The sequence below is a fragment of the Capnocytophaga sp. oral taxon 332 str. F0381 genome (assembly GCF_000318275.2).
Taxonomy (GTDB): Bacteria; Bacteroidota; Bacteroidia; order Flavobacteriales; family Flavobacteriaceae; genus Capnocytophaga; species Capnocytophaga bilenii.
The window spans coordinates 44,207-64,959 of the sequence record NZ_KB291294.1 but is presented as its reverse complement, the minus strand read 5'-3'; the positions used below and the strand labels follow the sequence as shown (position 1 = coordinate 64,959).

The 20,753-nt window shown below is 40.5% G+C and carries 25 protein-coding genes; 12 read left to right on the top strand and 13 right to left on the bottom strand.

What is annotated here, in order from left to right:
- The first annotated feature begins 3 nt into the window (after nucleotides 1-3).
- The 12 genes from HMPREF9075_RS04850 to HMPREF9075_RS04795 all read left to right on the top strand — a co-directional run bounded on the left by HMPREF9075_RS04850 (nucleotide 4) and on the right by HMPREF9075_RS04795 (nucleotide 13,598).
- Nucleotides 4-858: a lipocalin family protein gene (locus HMPREF9075_RS04850; protein WP_009415382.1), complete on the top strand. Its 855-nt coding sequence runs from the start codon at nucleotides 4-6 to the stop codon at nucleotides 856-858.
- Nucleotides 842-2,944, top strand: coding sequence for a TonB-dependent siderophore receptor (locus tag HMPREF9075_RS04845; RefSeq protein ID WP_009415381.1), 2,103 nt, complete (start codon nucleotides 842-844; stop codon nucleotides 2,942-2,944). The genes HMPREF9075_RS04850 and HMPREF9075_RS04845 overlap by 17 nt, the downstream gene beginning before the upstream one ends.
- Before the next feature lie 68 nt (nucleotides 2,945-3,012).
- Nucleotides 3,013-4,167 (top strand): HmuY family protein, encoded by a 1,155-nt coding sequence (locus HMPREF9075_RS04840; RefSeq protein ID WP_009415380.1) that lies wholly within the window; start codon nucleotides 3,013-3,015, stop codon nucleotides 4,165-4,167.
- Between the two features lie 211 nt (nucleotides 4,168-4,378).
- Nucleotides 4,379-5,476 carry a DNA replication/repair protein RecF gene (locus tag HMPREF9075_RS04835; RefSeq protein ID WP_009415378.1) on the top strand — a complete coding sequence of 366 codons (1,098 nt, stop codon included), beginning with the start codon at nucleotides 4,379-4,381 and terminating at the stop codon, nucleotides 5,474-5,476.
- A 40-nt stretch (nucleotides 5,477-5,516) separates the two neighbouring features.
- The gene (locus tag HMPREF9075_RS04830; protein ID WP_009415377.1) at nucleotides 5,517-5,714 is read left to right on the top strand and encodes a hypothetical protein; all 198 of its coding nucleotides are present in this window, start codon (nucleotides 5,517-5,519) and stop codon (nucleotides 5,712-5,714) included.
- Between the two features lie 121 nt (nucleotides 5,715-5,835).
- The gene (locus HMPREF9075_RS04825) at nucleotides 5,836-8,376 is read left to right on the top strand and encodes an O-antigen ligase family protein (protein ID WP_009415376.1); all 2,541 of its coding nucleotides are present in this window, start codon (nucleotides 5,836-5,838) and stop codon (nucleotides 8,374-8,376) included.
- Nucleotides 8,377-8,388: 12 nt separating this feature from the next.
- A complete protein-coding gene (gene pyrR / locus HMPREF9075_RS04820) occupies nucleotides 8,389-8,943 on the top strand; it encodes a bifunctional pyr operon transcriptional regulator/uracil phosphoribosyltransferase PyrR (protein ID WP_009415375.1) in 555 nt (184 codons plus the stop codon).
- Nucleotides 8,940-9,623: a hypothetical protein gene (locus HMPREF9075_RS04815; protein WP_009415374.1), complete on the top strand. Its 684-nt coding sequence runs from the start codon at nucleotides 8,940-8,942 to the stop codon at nucleotides 9,621-9,623. Before pyrR ends, HMPREF9075_RS04815 begins: the two co-directional genes overlap by 4 nt.
- Nucleotides 9,624-9,640: 17 nt before the next feature.
- On the top strand, nucleotides 9,641-10,009 hold the full coding sequence (locus HMPREF9075_RS04810; protein ID WP_034556876.1) for an SPOR domain-containing protein: 369 nt from the start codon (nucleotides 9,641-9,643) through the stop codon (nucleotides 10,007-10,009).
- Nucleotides 10,010-10,027: 18 nt separating this feature from the next.
- Nucleotides 10,028-11,473, top strand: a complete 1,446-nt coding sequence (locus tag HMPREF9075_RS04805) for a PAS domain-containing sensor histidine kinase (protein WP_009415372.1) — start codon at nucleotides 10,028-10,030, stop codon at nucleotides 11,471-11,473.
- A gap of 68 nt (nucleotides 11,474-11,541) precedes the next feature.
- Entirely contained in the window at nucleotides 11,542-12,150 is a 609-nt protein-coding gene (locus HMPREF9075_RS04800; protein WP_009415371.1) for a bifunctional nuclease family protein, read from the top strand.
- A gap of 17 nt (nucleotides 12,151-12,167) precedes the next feature.
- On the top strand, nucleotides 12,168-13,598 hold the full coding sequence (locus tag HMPREF9075_RS04795; RefSeq protein ID WP_009415370.1) for a NupC/NupG family nucleoside CNT transporter: 1,431 nt from the start codon (nucleotides 12,168-12,170) through the stop codon (nucleotides 13,596-13,598).
- A 94-nt stretch (nucleotides 13,599-13,692) separates the two neighbouring features.
- Here the strand turns inward: HMPREF9075_RS04795 and rplQ are convergent, their stop codons facing one another.
- From rplQ to rplF, 13 genes are all read right to left on the bottom strand, one after another.
- Nucleotides 13,693-14,157, bottom strand: coding sequence for a 50S ribosomal protein L17 (rplQ, locus tag HMPREF9075_RS04790; RefSeq protein WP_009415369.1), 465 nt, complete (start codon nucleotides 14,155-14,157; stop codon nucleotides 13,693-13,695).
- A gap of 31 nt (nucleotides 14,158-14,188) precedes the next feature.
- Complete coding sequence (locus HMPREF9075_RS04785; protein ID WP_009415368.1) at nucleotides 14,189-15,181, bottom strand: DNA-directed RNA polymerase subunit alpha; 993 nt, start codon at nucleotides 15,179-15,181, stop codon at nucleotides 14,189-14,191.
- Nucleotides 15,182-15,207: 26 nt separating this feature from the next.
- On the bottom strand, nucleotides 15,208-15,813 hold the full coding sequence (gene rpsD, locus HMPREF9075_RS04780; RefSeq protein ID WP_009415367.1) for a 30S ribosomal protein S4: 606 nt from the start codon (nucleotides 15,811-15,813) through the stop codon (nucleotides 15,208-15,210).
- A gap of 91 nt (nucleotides 15,814-15,904) precedes the next feature.
- Nucleotides 15,905-16,306, bottom strand: coding sequence for a 30S ribosomal protein S11 (gene rpsK, locus HMPREF9075_RS04775; protein WP_009415366.1), 402 nt, complete (start codon nucleotides 16,304-16,306; stop codon nucleotides 15,905-15,907).
- Between the two features lie 15 nt (nucleotides 16,307-16,321).
- Nucleotides 16,322-16,696 carry a 30S ribosomal protein S13 gene (gene rpsM / locus HMPREF9075_RS04770; protein ID WP_009415365.1) on the bottom strand — a complete coding sequence of 125 codons (375 nt, stop codon included), beginning with the start codon at nucleotides 16,694-16,696 and terminating at the stop codon, nucleotides 16,322-16,324.
- A 2-nt stretch (nucleotides 16,697-16,698) separates the two neighbouring features.
- A complete protein-coding gene (ykgO, locus tag HMPREF9075_RS12675) occupies nucleotides 16,699-16,815 on the bottom strand; it encodes a type B 50S ribosomal protein L36 (protein WP_002676536.1) in 117 nt (38 codons plus the stop codon).
- 228 nt (nucleotides 16,816-17,043) lie between these two features.
- Complete coding sequence (gene infA, locus HMPREF9075_RS04765; RefSeq protein WP_009415364.1) at nucleotides 17,044-17,259, bottom strand: translation initiation factor IF-1; 216 nt, start codon at nucleotides 17,257-17,259, stop codon at nucleotides 17,044-17,046.
- A 6-nt stretch (nucleotides 17,260-17,265) separates the two neighbouring features.
- Entirely contained in the window at nucleotides 17,266-18,612 is a 1,347-nt protein-coding gene (gene secY, locus HMPREF9075_RS04760) for a preprotein translocase subunit SecY (RefSeq protein ID WP_009415363.1), read from the bottom strand.
- A gap of 15 nt (nucleotides 18,613-18,627) precedes the next feature.
- Nucleotides 18,628-19,080 carry a 50S ribosomal protein L15 gene (rplO, locus tag HMPREF9075_RS04755; RefSeq protein ID WP_009415362.1) on the bottom strand — a complete coding sequence of 151 codons (453 nt, stop codon included), beginning with the start codon at nucleotides 19,078-19,080 and terminating at the stop codon, nucleotides 18,628-18,630.
- A 17-nt stretch (nucleotides 19,081-19,097) separates the two neighbouring features.
- Nucleotides 19,098-19,280: a 50S ribosomal protein L30 gene (gene rpmD, locus HMPREF9075_RS04750; protein WP_009415361.1), complete on the bottom strand. Its 183-nt coding sequence runs from the start codon at nucleotides 19,278-19,280 to the stop codon at nucleotides 19,098-19,100.
- A gap of 13 nt (nucleotides 19,281-19,293) precedes the next feature.
- Nucleotides 19,294-19,818: a 30S ribosomal protein S5 gene (gene rpsE / locus HMPREF9075_RS04745; RefSeq protein WP_009415360.1), complete on the bottom strand. Its 525-nt coding sequence runs from the start codon at nucleotides 19,816-19,818 to the stop codon at nucleotides 19,294-19,296.
- A 6-nt stretch (nucleotides 19,819-19,824) separates the two neighbouring features.
- On the bottom strand, nucleotides 19,825-20,181 hold the full coding sequence (gene rplR / locus HMPREF9075_RS04740) for a 50S ribosomal protein L18 (protein WP_009415359.1): 357 nt from the start codon (nucleotides 20,179-20,181) through the stop codon (nucleotides 19,825-19,827).
- A gap of 11 nt (nucleotides 20,182-20,192) precedes the next feature.
- Nucleotides 20,193-20,735 carry a 50S ribosomal protein L6 gene (gene rplF / locus HMPREF9075_RS04735; protein WP_009415358.1) on the bottom strand — a complete coding sequence of 181 codons (543 nt, stop codon included), beginning with the start codon at nucleotides 20,733-20,735 and terminating at the stop codon, nucleotides 20,193-20,195.
- Nucleotides 20,736-20,753: the final 18 nt, after the last annotated feature.

The window sequence follows — 20,753 nt, the reverse complement described above, 5'->3', positions numbered from 1 at the left end:
GAAATGAACTACAAAAACTTTATTTTATTATTGAGTTTTCTTTTGGTGGTGAGTGCTTGTAAAAAGGACTCACCATCAGAGAAAATTCCCCCAAAAGAGGGTGCCGATGCTTACACCCCGCTGATAGGACGCTGGCAGCTTATAAAAATTACCGACAGCAACAACAAAGGCAAAGAACGCAACTTGAGCAACTGCCGCAGGCATAGCTCAATTACGTTTTTAGAAGGACGCAAAGCCCGAGAAGTACGTTATCACTTAGCACTTTCGGAAGGTGAAAGTGCTGACAGAGGCGAAGGCACTTGCAAGCACAGCAATGAGATATTTGACGTAGCCATCACCGCTACCAATACCTTGCAGCTGATAGGCACCGAAACCGAAACTTACAGCTATACCCTAAAAGACAAACAGCTGCAATTAGTGCTTACCGCAACACTGCCCAATGGTGACAGCGTTAGCAGTACATTCTTCTATCAAAAAGATTACACTTACAACCCCGCTAAAGAGCTCGTAGGCACTTGGTATGTACACCACTGGTGGATAGACGGGTTGTATAATTATGACGAAGACTTTGCACGCGGACAATGCAAAACCAAAGAAAAGATTGTATTTACCGAAACGGATATTACTATCTACCAATACGACATTGGCAGTGAAGGTTGTAAAGAAACTATTTACCAAGGTAGTTATAAAGTATCGGAGAACCAAGCTAAAATTATCGTTAGCTCTAAGAAAAATGGTTTTGTAGGCAATACGATTTTTGACCTTGAGAATGGCAACTTGCACATTTATGGCAACAGAAGTGGACACGCTCTTGAAACTATCTACCGAAAAGACAAGAAGTATGAAGATTATTTTTAAACTACTCTTTTTGTTGCCCTTGTTGTGCTTTCCCCAAGTGAGCCCTACTACCCAAAAGGTAATACAACTGAGCGAGGTAGTGGTATCGGGGCAGATAGCTCCGCAATCAGTAGCAAAATCAGTGAAAAACGTGCAAGTAATTAGCAACGCTCAAATACAGAAAATGGGTGCTGTAAGCCTTGCTGATGTGCTAAACCAATACATCAACATCACGGTGCAGCCTAACCTAAACACGGGTAAGCAAACGGTATCATTGTTTGGCTTGGGGGGTAACTACTTCAAAGTGCTGATTGACAATGTGCCCTTGGTGAGCGAAAACGGATTAGGCAACAATACCGACCTTTCACAGGTAAATATGCAAGATGTGGAACGGATAGAGATTGTGGAAGGGGCTATGGGGGTAACTCACGGTGCTAATGCGGTAACAGGCATCTTAAACATCATTACCAAAAAGAAAAGCGAACACCCTTGGGAACTGACCTACTCACTACAAGAAGAGAGCATAGGCAAGGAGTACAGCCTTACCGACCAAGGAAGGCATATACAGAATTTTAAGGCAGCGTATCAGTTTGCCAAAAACGGCTATGCCTCTGTAGGTACTTATCGCAACTTGTACAATGGCTATTGGGGAGAGTACCAAGGCAAGCATCATTACCTTACTGACAACAAGCGGGGCTACAAATCGCCCCCTAATAATAGCTTACAGACCAACATAGTACTAAGCTACGAGTTGCCACATACCCAGCTGCTATACAAATTTGAGTATATGAACGATGATTTCTACTTCATAGACCGCTCGCCTGAAAACTCTTATAGCAGCACGTATGGTTATTACGCTTTTGGCGATGATAGGCACGATACATATTTGCGGCGTTTTCATCACCTCAATGCCAATGGCGCTTGGAGCAAATGGCGTTACAACCTCTCAGGATCATACCAATACCAAGAGCGCGAGGAGGATAACTATAGGTATATCATCAATTTAGGCAAGGATATCAACCACCGCAAGCGCACTACCCAATATATGAACGTGTGGTATAGTGTGGGTACATTTAGCCGTGCTTTCTTCGGCAACAAACTCAATTGGCAATTGGGCTACGAGCTAACGCACAACAAGGGTTTTTCACTTATCACCGATGCGGGGAGTACCCTGAAAGAAGTGCGCAAGAACGTAGATAATTACGACCTTTACACAGTGGCTGAGGTAAGCCTCAGCAAGCAACTATCGGTGCGCCCCGGTATGCGCTATTCGGTGCAGCGGCTATTCAAAAACCAATACGCTTATTCGCTGAGCGGCAGGTACTTATTGCCACACCGCACTGAACTACGCTCTTCGGTGGGAAAATCGTACCGCACCCCCAGCTTTGAGGAGCTGTACACTCGCAATATATTTATGGGGCACGCTTTTTTGGGCAACGAACACTTATTGCCCGAAGATGGTTTATCGGCAGAAATCAGTGCTAAGAAGAGTAGTATTTTGGGGGAGAAAACACAGCTGATGAATACCTTAAACGGTAGCTATAACCGCATCAACAACAAAATACACAACGTACTGCAAAATCTTGACGGTGGTACGCCTCACACTCAATACATCAACGTGAGCCAATACCGCAACTTTAATATTACTACTACTAATAGCTTAAAATTGAATAGTTTAGAACTATCGGCTGGGGCATCGTTTGTATGGATTTCGCAGCGTATAGACACTGATCGTTTTAAAACTGATAGTCGTTATTTGCTAAACATCAACGCTAATGCGAGTGCCAGCTACAATATCAAAGCGTGGGATTGTGCTTTCTCTGCCTATTACAAGTTTGTAGGCAAATCACAAATGTGGCTAATGAGCGGGACAGGCTATGTAATGGGCGACTTAGACCCTTATGGTTGGCTTGATATTTCTGCCCAAAAGCGGTTTTTACAAAAGCGTTTGGAGGTGAGTTTGGGGGCTAGGAACTTGCTAAATACTATAGATGTGAGTCTTACCCAAACGCCCTTGCAGGGACAACCGATACGCCTAAACTACCCCTTGGGCTACGGACGAAGTTTCTACGCTAAATTAACGTATAATTTAGTCGTTAATCGTTAGGAGCGAGCCGCACGGGCTAATCACTAAAAACTAATCACTAAGATAGACAAAACATAACAAACCATCATATGAAAAAGTATTTATTATTGATAGCCGCAGCGCTTGTAGTTGTAGGCTGTAAAAAGAAAGATGAGGGTCCTAAGGAAATCCCTACACCTCCAAAAGTAGCTAAAAACCAAGTGGAAGTGGATATGGGAGGTGCTAATGAGCCTTACCAAGTGTATGTAGACCTCGCTACCAAGCAAATCACTAAAGTAAGACGCGATGCGTGGGATATTGCTTTTTATTGTGGCGATGATTTCAGGGTGATTATCAACCCTGCTATAGCAATGACTGTAACGGCTACAACTCGTAACATCAACGAATTTGTGCATACGGTGCCAAGTATCTTGCTAAGCGATGACCCTACCCTACCCTCGCAAGTGCTCATCTCATCGCATATTGTAGATGACCCTCGCGGGCACTTATCGCCCAGCGTGAATAGCACTACCAACGAGGTTATAAAAGGTACAGGCACTGCTATTGCAGAAATAGCTGTGAATGATGTAGATAACAAAGTGTATTTGCTGAACTTAGGTAGCAACATCAGTACTAAAACCCCTGAAATAGGTAGTGTAGACCTCAAAGGTAGTGATAGGGGCTGGATGAAAGTGCAGATAATGAGGCGTGGCAATGCCTACCGAATGCTATACGCCCACAACTATGTAACAGCCGACACTAAGGGCGAAAAGATAGAAGAAGTTACTATTAATAAAAACCCACTGTATAACTTTATTTTCTTCAGCCTACACGATAAGAAAATAGTACAAGTGCAACCTCCAAAAACTAATTGGGACTTGTGTTTTACCGCTGCTACGAGCTGGTTTAGCACCGATGAAGAAAAAATACTATCCCCTCAAAACAGCGTTACCTTCTTCCCCGATTTGGTAGTTACCAACCTGCACGGAGGTACTAAAGCGACCTTGTACGACACTCGTACTACTCCTTACAATACTTACAGCAAAGAAAAAGCTGCAAAAATAGCTTTTGGCAATGCGCGTTATAACACCCAAATGGCAATAGGGCGCAATTGGCGTGATAACCAAGTAGGTAATTTGGTGCGCGATGAGCTATTTGCTGTGGTACGTGATAGTGAAGGCAGATATTACAAGCTGAAATTTCTACGCCTGAAAGATGACAAAGGCGAGCGAGGTTACCCAGCTTTTGAGTATGAAGAATTGTAGTGATTAGCTGTTAGTCCGCTAGTCGTTAGTCATTAGTCGTTAGCGCATACCGCAAGCTGACGACTAATGACTATTTTTTTAGCATACCCTAAGCGAAGGTTAAGTGAAGAAAAGTGGGTAATTGTCTATGAGTCTTGCTCCTAACTGACTAAAAATTAACACATACTTTTTTGTGTATTCGTAATTATTTTGTACTTTTGCCTCACTAATTATGTTTTTAAAGAAAATAACCATTCTTAACTATAAGAATATCAGCGATAAAACCTTTCATTTCAGTGCTACTATCAACTGTTTTACAGGTAATAATGGCATTGGAAAGACAAATTTATTAGATGCTATTTATCACTTGGCTATGGGGAAAAGTTATTTTAGTAGTAACGCCCTGCAAAATATTCGGCATAATGAGGAATTTTATTTGATTGAGGGACTCTTTGAAAGCGAACAAAGACAGGAACAAATTGTATGTAGCCTAAAAAAAGGTCAGAAAAAGGTACTGAAACACAATGGTAAGGCTTACGAACGCATTGCTGACCATTTAGGCAAATACCCTATGGTGCTTATCTCGCCTGCTGATAGAGATCTAATTACTGAAGGCAGCGAAACACGCCGCAAGTTTTTGGATAGTGTTATTGCCCAAACAGACCGCGAGTATGTAGAGCTGTTGCTGCGTTACAATAGGTTGCTACTGCAGCGCAACACCTTGCTAAAACAAATGGCTGAAACGGGCATCACTACTACGGAGACTCTCTCTATATACGACCAGCAATTAGCCCCTATAGGGCAACTTATTTACCAAAAGCGCAGTGATTTTATGCAGCTATACCAGCCGCAATTCAGCAAACAATACAGCTATATTGCAGGCAAAGCCGAAGCGGTAAGTCTGCACTACCATAGCGCACTACACCACAACAGCTTGGCGGCTTTATTGCGCGAGAACTACAGTAAGGATTTGTCGGCACAATATACCACAGCTGGTATTCATAAAGACGACCTACTATTTGAAATAGAAGGCTACCCCATAAAAAAATACGGCAGCCAAGGACAACAAAAGTCATTCCTGATAGCCTTAAAATTATCGCAATACGAATTGCTAAAACAGCAACTGCAAAAGAAGCCTATAGTGCTATTAGATGATATTTTTGACAAGCTGGACGACAGCCGTGTAAGGCAATTGGTGCAATTGGTTACTCAAGGGCACTTCGGGCAGCTGTTTATCACTGATACTCATAAGGAGCGTACCGAAGCTGTAGTACAACAAATAGGGTTACCTTATGAAATGATTGAGGTTAGGTGCGAGCCGCAAGAGTGACAACTAAAGACTAAGGACTAATTCTAAATACTAAATTAAAATGAACACACATCTATTAGAAGAAACTAAGATAGCTCACCCTCGCTTTGTTTCTCCTACTGAAGAAACCATAACAAAATACCGAATGACACATTCTGAAGAAGAAGCCGTTTTAAGAGGACTAAAAGATAAAGAAATGGGAAAGGTTTCTTCACAAGAGGAAGTAGAACGAGAAATAGAAGCGTTATTATGGTCATAATATGGTCGGTGCGAGCCGCACAGGCAATTTTAGTCGTTAGATAATATGTAAGAGTGATAGCTAAAGACTAACAACTTAAAACAAAGGACTAATTCTAAATACTAAATAACAATAACTAACAATGAGCAAGAAAAAAGCGACTGTTACCAACCCAACACGAGTTACTACCCCTGCAAAGTCTGCGCCTGTAACGGCAACGGCAAAAGCAGGTGATGCCCCCCAAAACTGGCTGCTAAACGCCTTGGCAGCACTACTACTGATAGCTTATGGTTACGTAACGGTAATCACCCCCAACTGGATGGCTTTTGACTCTAACGCTACTAAGTTCTACACTTTTGCTATCCTTAACCTCATAGTGGTAGCCTTGGTATTTCTCATCAAAGAGTTTAGAGACCGCACCCAAGTGCTTTTTGGCTTTTTTAGCAACAAAATAGGTATTGCCTATTGTGTGATTATGGTCTTTGCCTTGCTGTCGTTCTCTAAAGCGATTGATGTGGAAGAGGCTATATTGCACTATTCTAAAATATTTATCGTATTTACAGCGGCGTGGATGGTATCGGCGCTAGTAATTTTCAACAAAAAGAACCTCGTGCCTTTAGCTGTGGCAATGACTTTCTTATTGCTTTATGATTTTGTCATTACCATACAAGGGGTAAAAGGGGTCATCAAAGGATTAGATAACGCCTTTAGTTACAATATCAAGGGGGGATACTCTAACAAGAACATCTTGGCATCGGCAATGTTTATCAAGCTGCCTTTTGCCATTTGGTTGTTTTACTTCAGAAAAGAAATGTGGCAACGTACTTTGGGCGCCGCAGGTATATTGGCAGGCACAATGGCTATCTTCTTTATGAGTACCCGTTCGTTCTATTTGGCTACGATTATCACGATTATCATCTTTATTGTTTATGGTGCTATCGACTTTTTCGTATTCAAACGCCGTGAAATTGGCAAAAAAGTACTGATGCACTTGGCGATTGCCTTAGTTGCCTTTGGGATATTCTCATTTGTACAAAACTTTTTATACCCACAAGAGTTGCGCGAAAGTACGAACTTTGGGGCTCGTTTGGCTACCGTTGCCAGCGAGGAAAACAGCAGTAACAACTTGCGTAAAACAGCTTGGCTAATTACCACTACCGATATGATTCCTAATGATCCTATCTTGGGGGTAGGTATTGGAAACTGGAAAGTGCGCTTTTTGCAATACGAAAACTCGTACAGTCCGCACTACATTTATATGTACAAAAACCACAACGACTTTTTGGAGCTCACTGCCGAAGCGGGTATTTTTGCAGGGTTGGCGTTTGTAGCTATCTTCCTTTTGGCAGCTTATTACTTTTTGTGGAGTACTTATAGGCGCAAGGATAGCAAGCAAGAGTATTGGTTTTTCTTACCGCTCTTTGGACTTTTTGCTTACTCATTTGATGCTTTCTTTAACTTTCCGCAAGACCGCCCTGAAATACAAGCCTTATTTAGTATTTTCGTAGGGATAGCTGTGGGATTGGGTGTAATTTATTACCGAAAGAAACGCGAGGAGGCTAGCGAAAGTGCTCCTAAACAGTTGCCACTAATGGCAGTAGGCTTTATAGGCTTAATAGCTTTGGCTACAGCAGCGATAAATGTGATGGTAGAACGTATGTACTTCGATTCTTCTAAAATGCAACGTATGATAAAAGAAGAACAAAGCAACGTGCGCCCTACCAAATCAACTGGTGAGTTCCTAATACGCAACTATCCGCGCGTGCCGAACCTTACGGCGGTGGCAGAGCCTGTGGATGTGGAAAAAGCACGCTACCTGATAGACGAACAAAAGTTTGACCAAGCACGCAAGGTGCTACAAACTATCAATTATCACCCTTACGATGCGCGTCCTGAATACTTTATGGCAGTATCGTACTTTATGGAACCCGAAAAGAACAACGACAGTATTTATAAATACGCTCACAAAGCGCGTATGATAAAACCTAATTTCTTTGGAGCATTAAACTTAGAAACTTTTGCGCTGAACAATATGGGCAAAGAGCAAGAGTCTATCCACTTGCTAAAACAGTATTTAGGTTTAGAAAAAGATAGTACTGCGGTAATACCTAAATGGAAACAGACACTTAAAAAATTCCGTATAGATGTAGATGAGGCAGCAATGTACTACAAGCGCACCAATGAGCCACAAGCGTGGAATGCCTTGGCTTACTTGCAAGAAAAGAACGGAATGATAGCCGATGCTAAAGCTACTATTGATAGTGCTTTTGTATATATTCCTGATAATGCTGATATTGTAAATAACCGTAACAAACTTACCTCACGAGTGCAGGTGGAGCAATTTATGCCACTTTATGCTGAAGCGGTAAATTATTACAATACTCAGCGCTTTGATGAGGCTGCTAAAGTATTTTCGGCTTTCTTAGAAAAAGTACCTGCGCATATAGAAGCGTACCGCTTGCGTGCGTTCTGTTACTATAACTTGGGTCAGTATCAAAAAGTAATTGCCGATATTAACCAAATAGAGGCTTTGGGCGTAGTAGTAGACCCCGTACTGAACAACTATCGCGGTTCGTGCTACTATATGCTGGGCAATAAAGCTAATGCTAAAGTGTATTTTGAAAAGGCAGCAAATGAAGGGAATGCCGATGCTAAAAAGAATTTAAGTACACTTAGTTTCTAACAATAATGAGCTATGTATAAAAAACAAATTCTAACGGAAAAGGAGATTGAGGTGATGTTACACCGTTTGGCTTGCGAGCTGATAGAAAATCACAATGATTTTTGCGATACGGTATTTATCGGGATTCAGCCTCGTGGTACTTATTTGGCTAAGCGACTATTGGCACTACTCACTACGCACTACGGTATTAAGAATATTCCTTTTGGGTTACTGGATATTACGTTTTTCCGTGATGATTTTAGGCGTAATGCGCGTCCGTTAGAGGCGAACTCTACTGCCATTGATTTTATAGTAGAAAACAAACGTGTGGTGTTTATAGATGATGTGCTATACACAGGGCGCAGCATCAGGGCTGCCCTCACGGCACTACAATCATTTGGGCGACCTTCGGAAGTGGCTTTATTGGTACTAATTGACAGACGCTTTAGCAGGCACTTGCCCATACAACCCGACTATACAGGGAAGCAAGTAGATGCTATCAACGAAGAGCGGGTGGTAGTACACTGGCAAGAAAACGCTGGTGAAGATGCGGTATATATAGAGCGTAAAAAAGACGAAACATTATGATTATATCATTACTCACGGCTTTTATAGTGCTTAACACTCTCTTGAAACTGAGTTTTTGGAAAACGTGGCAGGCTGCTATCTTTGGGGCTATTACGTTCTTATTTGTGTGGTTGTGTACGGATTATGCTTCGGAACAGTCGCAAGTAACTTTAGAGGGCTTGCTAAACAACCCTAATGTGCTGAGTAATATCACGGTGTTGCTCACGGTAGAGACGGGGGTGTGTATGGCGTTTTGCTTTGTAGCACTGCAATGTGTTTTTAAGGGTAAAGAAAGCAAATGGCACAACATATTGCAGTGGTATCCTAACTTATTGTTGTTTCCTGCTTTGTTTTACGCACTCACTCAGGCGATATTTTACTTTTCGGGGGTATCGTTTGCTCAAATTGCTTTGGGTGTAGGCGGGATAGCCTTTGCCGTGATTGTAGGGGGTGCCTTGGGAATAAAGAATTTGTTGCCCGAAAAAGACCTCAGGCTGGAACTGCATTTTCTTATTAGCTTGCTCATCACGCTACTGGGGCTTATCAGTACTGCCAATGGACAAATCATCTACGTACCCCAAAGCGAACCGCTAAACCTGAAAGTGCTGGGTGCTACTTTTGTATTTTTTATCACACTCTTTGCCATAGGCTTCGGGCTAAACAAGGGTTATTGGCATCTGAAACAGAAAAACAAACTATAATACTTAAACAATTTATTATGAAAAGAAACCTTATAACATTCATTGCCTTTAGTGCTTTCCTGACGGTGGGTAGTGTGGCTTGTTACGGACAAGTAACTATCAACCAGCCAGCAAGTATAGCTGAGCTTATGGAACTGAAAAAAGAAGTGGCTCGCAATGAGAGTGCTTACCAAGTGCAGGTGTACAATGGGAACATCAACGATGCGAACCGTGTGCTTCTGGAGCTTAAAAACTCGCAAAAGAATCAGCCTGTATCCTTAGTATTTGAGTCGCCAAATTACAAAGTGCGTTTGGGGAGCTTCCGCACGCGCTTAGAGGCTGAGAAGAATTTATTAGAAATAAAAAAAACGTATCCTGCTGCTTTTGTTGTGGGACTAAAACAATAGTGGGTTTCCGTAAGAAGTATGTTTAAGAAAAACTCGCTGCGATTTCAGATTTTTTTGAGTATGACCTTATTGGTGGTGGTATCATTTGCTATATTGGCATTTGTGCTTATAAAGCAATACCGCAATCAGGCATTAGAATATCACGATGAGCGCTTGATAGATAAGGAAAACCAAATAAAGATGCAAATCAAATACGTGTTTTCGCAAACTACTTTCCCTGTTGAAACTCATTATATTCCGCTGATATTCAGAGAGGATATTTATACTATTGCCAACATTCAGAACCTGAATTTTGCACTTTATGACCTTGACGGGCTTTTGCTAAAGAGCTCGAAAGCTTCGCTATCACCTGACCAAGATGCTTTTTTTATTTCGCCTTATGTGCTTCAGCAACTGTCATCTACCGTTGATAAGCGAATTGTAGAACAACACGAATTTGCGGGACGTGGCTACCAAACCTCTTATAGTTATATCACCGACCTGCAATTTAAGCCTATTGCCATACTCAATATTCCTTATTTTGAGAATGACACTTTCAACGAACGTGCTTTGGAGGGGTCACTTTACAAATTGGGGATTGTATATGTATCGTTGTTGGTAGTGGCGTTGTGGGTGGCTTATATCATTTCTAAATACATTACCAAATCGCTCAAAACGATAGAAAGCAGGCTGCAAAAGACGCGCTTATCAGGAAATGAGAAGATAAAACTAAAATCGGCACCTACGGAAATAAGTGAGCTGGTAATTGCTTATAATGGTATGATAGACGAGATTGAGAATAGCAAGGCACTATTGGCACAATCGGAACGGGAACAGGCGTGGCGCGATATGGCGAAACAGGTAGCGCACGAAATTAAAAATCCTCTTACGCCGATGAGGCTATCGGTGCAAAGTTATCAGCGAAAAGCTAACCGCGAAGCACAAACGATAGAAGATACTAATGAATTTTGCGAATCGCTCATTCAACAGATTGATATACTGAGCAATATCTCTACTGCGTTTTCGGCACTTACTAATATGCCTCCTAAAAATGATGAACGGCTTGACTTTGTAACAGTTGTAAAACGTACTTTAGACATTTTCAATAGTCCTTATATTAGGTTTGTTTGTTCTGCTGATGAAATAATATCGGTATTTGACAAAGACCAGCTGGGGCGTGTGATTACCAACCTCGTAAAGAATGCGTTGCAGGCTACCGAAAATGTAACAAGCCCTGAAATAGAGGTGTTTTTAACTGCTGACAAACAGCACATTACAATAAAGGTAAGGGATAATGGAACGGGGATTGCCGAGCGGGATCGCGATAAGATATTTGAGCCTAAATTTACTACTAAAAGCAGTGGTAGCGGGCTGGGACTGGCAATGGTAAAAAACATTGTATTGTCGTACAACGGGCAAATTAGTTTTAGTAGTGAGGAAGGCAAGGGGAGTGAATTTGTAATAATTTTAAAAAAACTTTTGTAGGTTTGGAAAAAAGTTGTACCTTTGCTGCCCTCAAAAAAATATTATAGCATCTTATAAGCCAAACAGTTATGGAGTTAGTACGCTTATTTATCAAACGAATATCGTATAACCAGTCGCAGAACGATGCTTTTGTGCTGATAATGCACGAATTAGAATCCGACCTAAAACTGCCTATTGTAGTGGGGGCTTTTGAGGCACAATCTATAGCATTAGAGCTGGAAAAGAATATTATCCCCCCTCGCCCACTCACTCACGACCTATTTAAGATATTCGCCGATACTTTTAATATCAAGATGAAACGAGTAGTGATTTACCGCTTAGAAGAAGGTATATTCTACTCGAATATGTTGTGCGTACAGGGCAAAAAAGAATATACTATTGAGGCTCGTACTAGTGATGCTATCGCCTTAGCGCTACGCTTCAAAGCTCCAATTTATACTTATAGAGAAATTATAGAAAAAGCAGGAATTGACATTCCACTTACTAACGAAGAAAAAAAACAAGGTACTGATGTACCTAATAATCATATAGAAGAAGAAAACACTCATAACCGTTATAGTAATTTTTCATTGGAAGAATTAAAAAACCTACTAAATGAGTGCATAACGAAGGAAGATTATGACGAAGCTGCCCTGATACGTGATGAAATTATACGTAGGGACGGTTCCTTTGAATGAGTTAAAAACAAAAAAGAATGAAAAAAAGAATACTATTTACTTTACTAAGTAGCTTGGCTACCTTAGCAAGCTTTGCGCAAAACACTGCGGCAACCCCTACTACAACAGATACTTTACAAATAGTAAAAAGTGAAGGACTCACTGCCGAAGGTCTCTTACGTGGGGTGATTGGAATGGTAAGTCTCTTATTAATAGCCTTTATCTTCAGTAGCAATAGGCGTGCTATCAATTGGCGAACCGTAGGCATAGGGCTCTTACTGCAAATAGGTATCGCCATTGGAATCTTAAAAGTAAGCTTTGTTCAGCAAATATTTGATTTTGTGGGAGGTATCTTTGTACTAATCTTGGATTTCACCCGCGCAGGAAGTGATTTTCTATTAGGTAACTTAGTAAATACGGAGAGTGTGGGGTATATATTTGTGTTTCAAGTGCTGCCCACGATTGTGTTTTTCTCGGCACTTACCTCATTGTTATTCTATTTAGGAATAATACAAGTGGTAGTACGTGGTATGGCTTTGGTTCTTTCTAAGCTACTGAATATTTCTGGTGCAGAGAGCTTGTCGGTAACAGGGAATATCTTTTTAGGACAAACAGAAGCACCCCTAATGATAAAAGCCTATCTTTCTAAAATGACCCGTTCTGAAATTTTATTGGTTATGATAGGAGGTATGGCAACCGTAGCGGGAGGCGTAATGGCATCGTATATACAGTATTTAGGGGGTAATGACCCTGTTATGCGATTGATGTTTGCAAGGCATTTATTGGCTGCTTCGGTAATGGCAGCCCCTGGTGCAATCGTAATCTCTAAGATACTATACCCACAAACAGAAAAATTTTCTAATGATTCACACGTATCTATGGAAAATGTAGGCTCTAATGTATTAGATGCTATTGCCAACGGTACCACAGATGGATTAAAATTAGCAGCCAATGTAGGAGCAATGCTCTTAGTTTTTGTAGCTTTTATAGCAATGCTCAACTACATACTCAATTGGATAGGAGGTTTGGGTACAGACAATATACCTTCACTAAACCAAATTATTGCTGAAAACACTGTTTATTCGGGACTTTCACTCGAAATGATATTAGGAACTATCTTTTCACCTGTAATGTGGCTGATAGGCATTGCAAAAGAAGATGTGATGCTAATGGGGCAACTATTAGGTATTAAGCTTGCCTCATCAGAATTTGTAGCTTATACACAGTTAAGTATTCTAAAAGATATAGCGAGCGCCCCCCATTTGATGTACAACAAGTCTGTCATCATTGCCACTTATATGCTCTGCGGATTTGCTAATTTTGCCTCAATAGGCATACAAATAGGCGGTATAGGAGCACTTGCACCAAACCAGCGCAAAACCCTGTCAGAATTCGGTTTAAAAGCAGTTTTAGGAGGCTCGTTAGCTTCACTAATGTCAGCTACTATTGCAGGAATGATAATAGGATAAAGATAAAAAAATATTTTAGATACTCATAATATAAATATCTAATCAACAAAAAAGCTGCCCATTAAGGCAGCTTTTTTATTTCTTTATTTATTATTTATTCAGCAGCTGGAGCTTCAGCAGCAGCTTGTTGCTCAGTAGCAGCTTTCTTCTTACCACGGCGAGTAGTACGTTTTTTAGCTACTTTTGCAGCATTATAAGTAGTATTATAATCTACAAACTCTATCATCGCCATTTCAGCATTATCGCCCAAACGATTACCCAATTTAATAATACGAGTATATCCTCCAGGACGGTCGCCCACTTTAGTAGCTACTTCCTTGAAAAGCTCAGTAACAGCATATTTGTTGCGCAATTTGCTAAATACAATACGGCGATTGTGCGTAGTATCTTCTTTAGATTTTGTTACCAAAGGTTCTACAAACAATTTAAGAACCTTAGCTTTAGCCAAAGTCGTATTGATACGTTTGTGCTCAATCAAAGATGAAGCCATATTAGCAAGCATCGAATTTCTATGAGCAGTTTTTCTTCCTAAATGATTTATTTTATTTCCGTGTCTCATTGTTTCTAATTAAATAATGCCAGAAAGCAAGTTAATCCTTATCTAATTTGTATTTTGATATATCCATACCAAAAACAAGCCCCTTATTCGCCACAAGCTCATCAAGCTCTATAAGCGATTTCTTACCAAAGTTTCTGAACTTCATCAAGTCAGCTTTGTTAAACGACACCAATTCTCCTAATGTCTCTACATCAGCCGCCTTTAAGCAGTTAAGCGCCCTAACCGATAAATCCATATCCACAAGCTTTGTTTTAAGCATCTGGCGCATATGCAATGATTCCTCATCATAAGCATCCGTTTGTGCCACCTCATCAGCTTCAAGCGTAATACGCTCGTCCGAAAACAGCATAAAGTGATGTATCAGTATTTTAGCAGCCTCTGTAAGGGCTAATTTTGGGTGTATAGACCCGTCCGTTTTAATATCAAAAACTAATTTTTCGTAGTCAGTTTTTTGTTCAACACGGTAATTCTCAATAGAATACTTAACATTCTTTATAGGTGTAAATATCGAATCCGTAGCGATAGTCCCTATCGGTGCGTTATGTTTCACATTCTCCTCAGCCGATACATAACCACGTCCTTTTTCTATGGTAATAGTTATCGTAAAAGAAGCGGTAGTCTCCATATTGCATATAAGCAATTCAGGGTTCAACACCTGAAAATTAGAGAGCACCTTTTGAAAATCACCGGCAGTCAATTGCTTTTTACCAGAAACATTGATAGTAGCCGTTTCCTCTTCTATATCCTCCACTTGGTGTTTGAAACGCACCTGTTTTAAGTTCAGAATGATTTCTGTAACATCCTCCCTTACACCTGGTATCGTAGAAAACTCGTGTTCTACCTTATCAAATTTCACAGAAGTAATAGCAAAACCTTCTAACGAAGAAAGCAACACCCTGCGCAATGCGTTACCAACGGTTAAACCATAACCTGGTTCCAAAGGGCGAAACTCAAATCGCCCCTCGAAATCAGATGATTCAATCATTATAACTTTATCTGGTTTTTGAAAGTTAAATAATGCCATATTATGACTGCTGTCTTTTTTATTTATTATTTAGAGTACAACTCTACGATTAACTGTTCTTTAATATTCTCAGGAATCTGAATACGTTGAGGCACTGCTACAAAAGTACCCTCCAACTTCTCAGGATTCCAAGTAAGCCATTCATATACACTGCTATTTGCAGCCAATGAATTCTCTATAACACTTAGTGATTTCGATTTCTCACGCACACCCACTACATCACCAGGACGCAATGTATACGATGGAATATTTACGATTTCACCATTTACAGTAATGTGACGATGCGATACCAATTGGCGTGCAGCACTACGTGTAGGCGCAATACCCATACGATACACTACATTGTCCAAACGTGATTCACACAATTGAAGAAGCACCTCACCTGTAATGTGTTTACTCCTTTTTGCCTTTTCATACAAATTATGAAATTGCTTTTCCAATATACCATAAGTATATTTAGCCTTTTGTTTCTCTTGTAGCTGAATAGCATATTCCGAGCGTTTCGCTCTACGGCGTGCAATACCGTGTTGTCCAGGAGGATAATTCTTCTTCTCAAACGATTTATCATCCCCGAAAATAGCTTCACCAAATTTACGAGCTATTTTAGTTTTTGGTCCTGTATATCTTGCCATTTTTATTAGTTTATGTGAAAGGTAATTATGAATTAAGGCATTCCTTCGATAATAATTTAACCCCTCTTTTACTTGTTAGTACTCTACTTTATTAAACTCTACGTTTTTTAGGAGGACGACATCCATTGTGTGGTAGCGGAGTAACATCAATAATCTCAGTTACCTCAATACCCGCATTGTGAATTGTACGTATTGCCGATTCCCTACCATTTCCAGGACCCTTTACATACACTTTCACCTTCTTTAGTCCAGCGTCAAAAGCCACCTTTGCAGCATCTTCTGCAGCCACTTGGGCAGCATAAGGAGTATTCTTCTTAGAACCCCTAAAATTCATCTTCCCAGCCGATGACCACGCAATCACGTCCCCTTTCTTATTCGTAAGAGAAATGATTATGTTGTTGAAAGTAGCCGAGATATGTGCCTCACCTACCGACTCTACTACAACTTTCCTCTTCTTAGAGACCTTTGCATTTTTTGCATTCTGTTTTGCCATACTTTTAACTAATTATTATTTAGTCGCCTTCTTCTTGTTAGCAACAGTTTTTCTTTTACCTTTCCTTGTACGAGAGTTATTCTTCGTCTTTTGCCCACGCAATGGCAAACCATTACGATGGCGAATACCACGATAACATCCAATATCCATCAAACGCTTAATGTTCAACTGAATCTCTGAACGTAGTTCACCCTCAATCTTATAAGACGCAACCACCTCGCGAATACGGCTGATCTCATCATCATTCCATTCGCTTACCTTTGTGTCTTCATTCACCTGAGCTCTATCTAATATCTCTTTAGCTCTACTTTTTCCGATACCAAAGATGTAAGTTAAACCAATAACCCCTCTCTTGTTCTTTGGTAAATCAATACCTGCAATTCGTGCCATAATTATCCTTGTCTTTGTTTAAATTTAGGATTCTTTTTGTTGATTACATACAACCGTCCCTTTCTGCGCACTATAATGCACTCGGAACTCCTCTTTTTAATTGATGCTCTTACTTTCATTCTTTTTATTTATATAAAATTGGAAATGAGTGTGCAAAGCTACAACTTTTTTTTATATTAGCACCATTATTATGCCAAAAATATTACAAATCATTGCAACAACACCCCCATTTTTGCGTCATTATTATCACCTAAGATACTATGTATCAGTACTTTTTTATGATTGCTAATTCTTCAACCCTAAACGTTGAAAAATTAGCAACCAGAAAAAAAATGTTCAAAAAACACCTAATACCGGTAGGTAATACGAGCCTTGCTCAAATCATACGGACTCATCTCAAGCTTCACCTTATCACCCGGTAAAAGCTTAATGTAATGCATCCGCATTTTACCCGATATATGCGCTATCACCACGTGCCCATTGTCCAATTCTACCCTGAACATCGCATTTGATAACGATTCCACTATCGTACCGTCTTGTTCTATTGCTGCCTGTTTAGCCATATACAATTAAGATGCTTTTCTATTTTTACCCGTCTTCATCAGTCCATCATAATGACGATTTAACAAGTACGAATTCACTTGCTGCATAGTATCAATAGCAACACCCACCAAAATCAATAGTGAAGTACCACCATAAAATAACGCCCATTGATCCTGCATACCTATAATCTTAAGCATAGATGGAAAGATAGCCACCAAAGCTATAAATATAGCACCAGGTAAAGTAATCAACGACATTATCTTATCCAAATAATCACCCGTTTCCTTACCAGGGCGTATCCCAGGTATAAAACCTCCACTACGCTTCAAATCATCAGCCATCTTATTAGTAGGCACTGTAATTGCAGTATAAAAATACGTAAAAAGTATAATCATAGCCGCAAACAATAAATTATACCAAAAACCAAAGATGTCCGAAAATGCAGCCTGAACATTCTTTGCAAATTCCGACTGTGATAAACCAGCCACCGTTGCAGGTACAAACATCAATGCCTGAGCAAAAATAATAGGCATCACACCCGCAGCGTTCAATCGCAAAGGTATATATTGGCGCGCTCCAAATACATTCTTCTCAGTTGCCACACCACCATCAGCAGTCCTACGAGCATACTGTACAGGAATTTGGCGCACCGCCTTTATAAGGTAAATACACAACAATACAATTACAAACCACAAAATCACCTCTATCAGTATAAGCATCAGCCCACCGTTACTCGCCGTCAAGCGAGACGCAACCTCCGCCGCAAAAGCACGAGGAAAACGAGCTATGATACCCACCATAATCAATAACGAAATACCATTACCAATACCCTTATCAGTGATCTTTTCGCCCAGCCACATCGCAAAAATAGTACCAGTAACCAAAATAATTACCGCAGGAACTATAAAGCCCAAGCCCTTGCCCAATACAAACGCGCTGTCAGGTACACCAAGACGGTTAATACCATACAAATAAACAGGCGCCTGTACAAGACAAATAGCTATCGTTAGCCAACGTGTGATTTGGTTTATCTTCCTACGCCCACTTTCACCCTCTTTTTGTAACTTTTGTAAATAAGGAATCGCAATACCCATCAGCTGTACAACAATCGAAGCCGATATGTAAGGCATAATCCCCAATGCAAATATAGAAGCATTGGAAAACGCCCCACCGGTAAATGCATTCAATATATCCAACAAGCCACCTCCAGAAGTCCTACTCGCAAGCTCGTGTAGTTGTGCTGAATCAATACCTGGCAATACAATATGAGCCCCAAAACGATATACCAACAATACTCCCAAAGTAAGTATAATCCTATTCTTAAGCTCCTCTATCTTCCAAATATTGGTCAAGTTCTCGATAAACTTCTTCATAAATAAATTTTAGTATTACAAACCTACAGCCTCACCTCCAGCTGCCTCTATCGCAGCCTTAGCTTTAGCAGTAAATTTATGAACCGATACTTTTAGTTTCGCTTTTAGTTCTCCTCCACCCAATATCTTTACATTATCAGTACTTTTTACAAGGTGTAACTGAACTAAGGTTTCCAAACTCACCTCATCTTTCACACGTCCTGCATCCACCAATTCTTGCAATTTAGAAAGGTTGATACCCACGTATTCCTTACGATTAAAGTTCTTAAAACCAAACTTTGGTACGCGTCTTTGCAAAGGCATTTGGCCACCCTCAAAACCTACCTTGCGAGCATAGCCCGAACGTGATTTCGCTCCTTTGTGACCACGTGTAGAAGTTCCTCCTTTTCCAGAACCCTGTCCACGACCCACGCGCTTCCCATCTTTGTGTGTTGAACCCAATGCGGGTTGTAAATTACTTAAACTCATAATTTTGCACAAAATAATTATTTAACTTCCTCTACAGAAATTAAGTGTTTTACCTTATTAATCATCCCAACAATGCTGGGCGTAGCATCGTGCTCTACACTCACACCTATACGTGTAAGTCCCAAAGCCTCAAGCGTAAGTTTTTGGTTCTTAGGTCGCTTAATGCTACTCTTCACCTGTGTTACTCTCAATTTTCCCATAGTTCCTTCACTATTAACCTTTAAACAATTTTTCCAATGTAATACCACGTTGTGCCGCAATAGTCTTCGCACTGCGAAGCTGCAACAAAGCATCAAACGTAGCCTTTACCACATTGTGAGGGTTAGACGAACCTTGTGATTTAGAAAGCACGTTATGAATCCCTACCGATTCCAATACCGCACGTACCGCACCACCAGCAATTACTCCAGTACCCTCAGTAGCAGGCTGTAAAAATACACGCGCACCACCAAATTTACCTTTTTGTTCGTGAGGCAAAGTAGTACCATTCAAAGGAATACGCACCAAATTCTTCTTTGCATCCTCTACCGCTTTCGCAATAGCTTCCGAAACCTCTTTAGATTTCCCTAAGCCGTGCCCTACAACGCCATTCTCGTCTCCCACTACCACTATAGCCGAAAAACCAAATGCACGCCCTCCTTTTGTTACCTTAGTAACTCGTTGCACGCCTACCAAGCGATCCTTCAATTCCAATCCACTTGGCTTTACATATTCTACATTTCTATACTTCTGATACATAATTAATTAGAATTTAAGTCCGCCTTCTCTCGCACCATCTGCCAACGATTTTACACGCCCGTGATACAAATAACCACCTCGGTCAAAAGATACCTTTTCAATACCTTGTTTCAAAGCCTTTTCAGCAATAGCCTTGCCCACCAAAGCAGCCTTCTCAGTCTTAGTACCCTTTGCAGCACTTATTTCCTTATCACGTGATGAAGCCGATAAAAGTGTATGCCCTTTAGTATCATCTATGAGTTGCACATAAATCTCATTATTGCTCCTAAAAACAGCCAATCGTGGTTGCTCCGCAGAACCCTTTACTATCTTCCTGATTCTGCTCTTAATACGATGCCTTCTTTCTATTTTTGTTAATGCCATAATTCTATCTATTAAGCTGATTTACCTGCTTTTCTTCTCAACACTTCTCCCACAAACTTAACCCCTTTACCTTTGTAAGGCTCTGGTTTACGGAAACTACGTATCTTAGCAGCTACCTGTCCTAAAAGTTGTTTGTCGTGAGAAGTCAACTTTATTATTGGGTTCTTACCTTTTTCGTTCACAGTCTCAAGCTTCACCTCGCTTGGCAACTCCAACAAAATATTGTGCGAAAAACCAAGAGCTAAGTCTAGCTTTTGCCCTTGATTTGTTGCACGGTAACCTACCCCCACTAATTCTAATTCTTTAGTGAACCCTACCGATACTCCTATCACCATATTGTTCACCAAAGCACGGTATAAACCGTGTTTCGCATTCTGGTCTTTCGTATCAGCCGTAGTTTCAAACACTAAATGTCCATCCTCTTGCTTTACAGCAATGTCTTTAACCTCTTGGGTCAATTCGCCTAATTTCCCTTTTACAGTTACTACGTTATCCTTTATGGTAACAGTAACTCCTGCAGGAATATTGATGGGTGCTTTACCTATTCTTGACATCCTTTTTTGTCTTTTTAA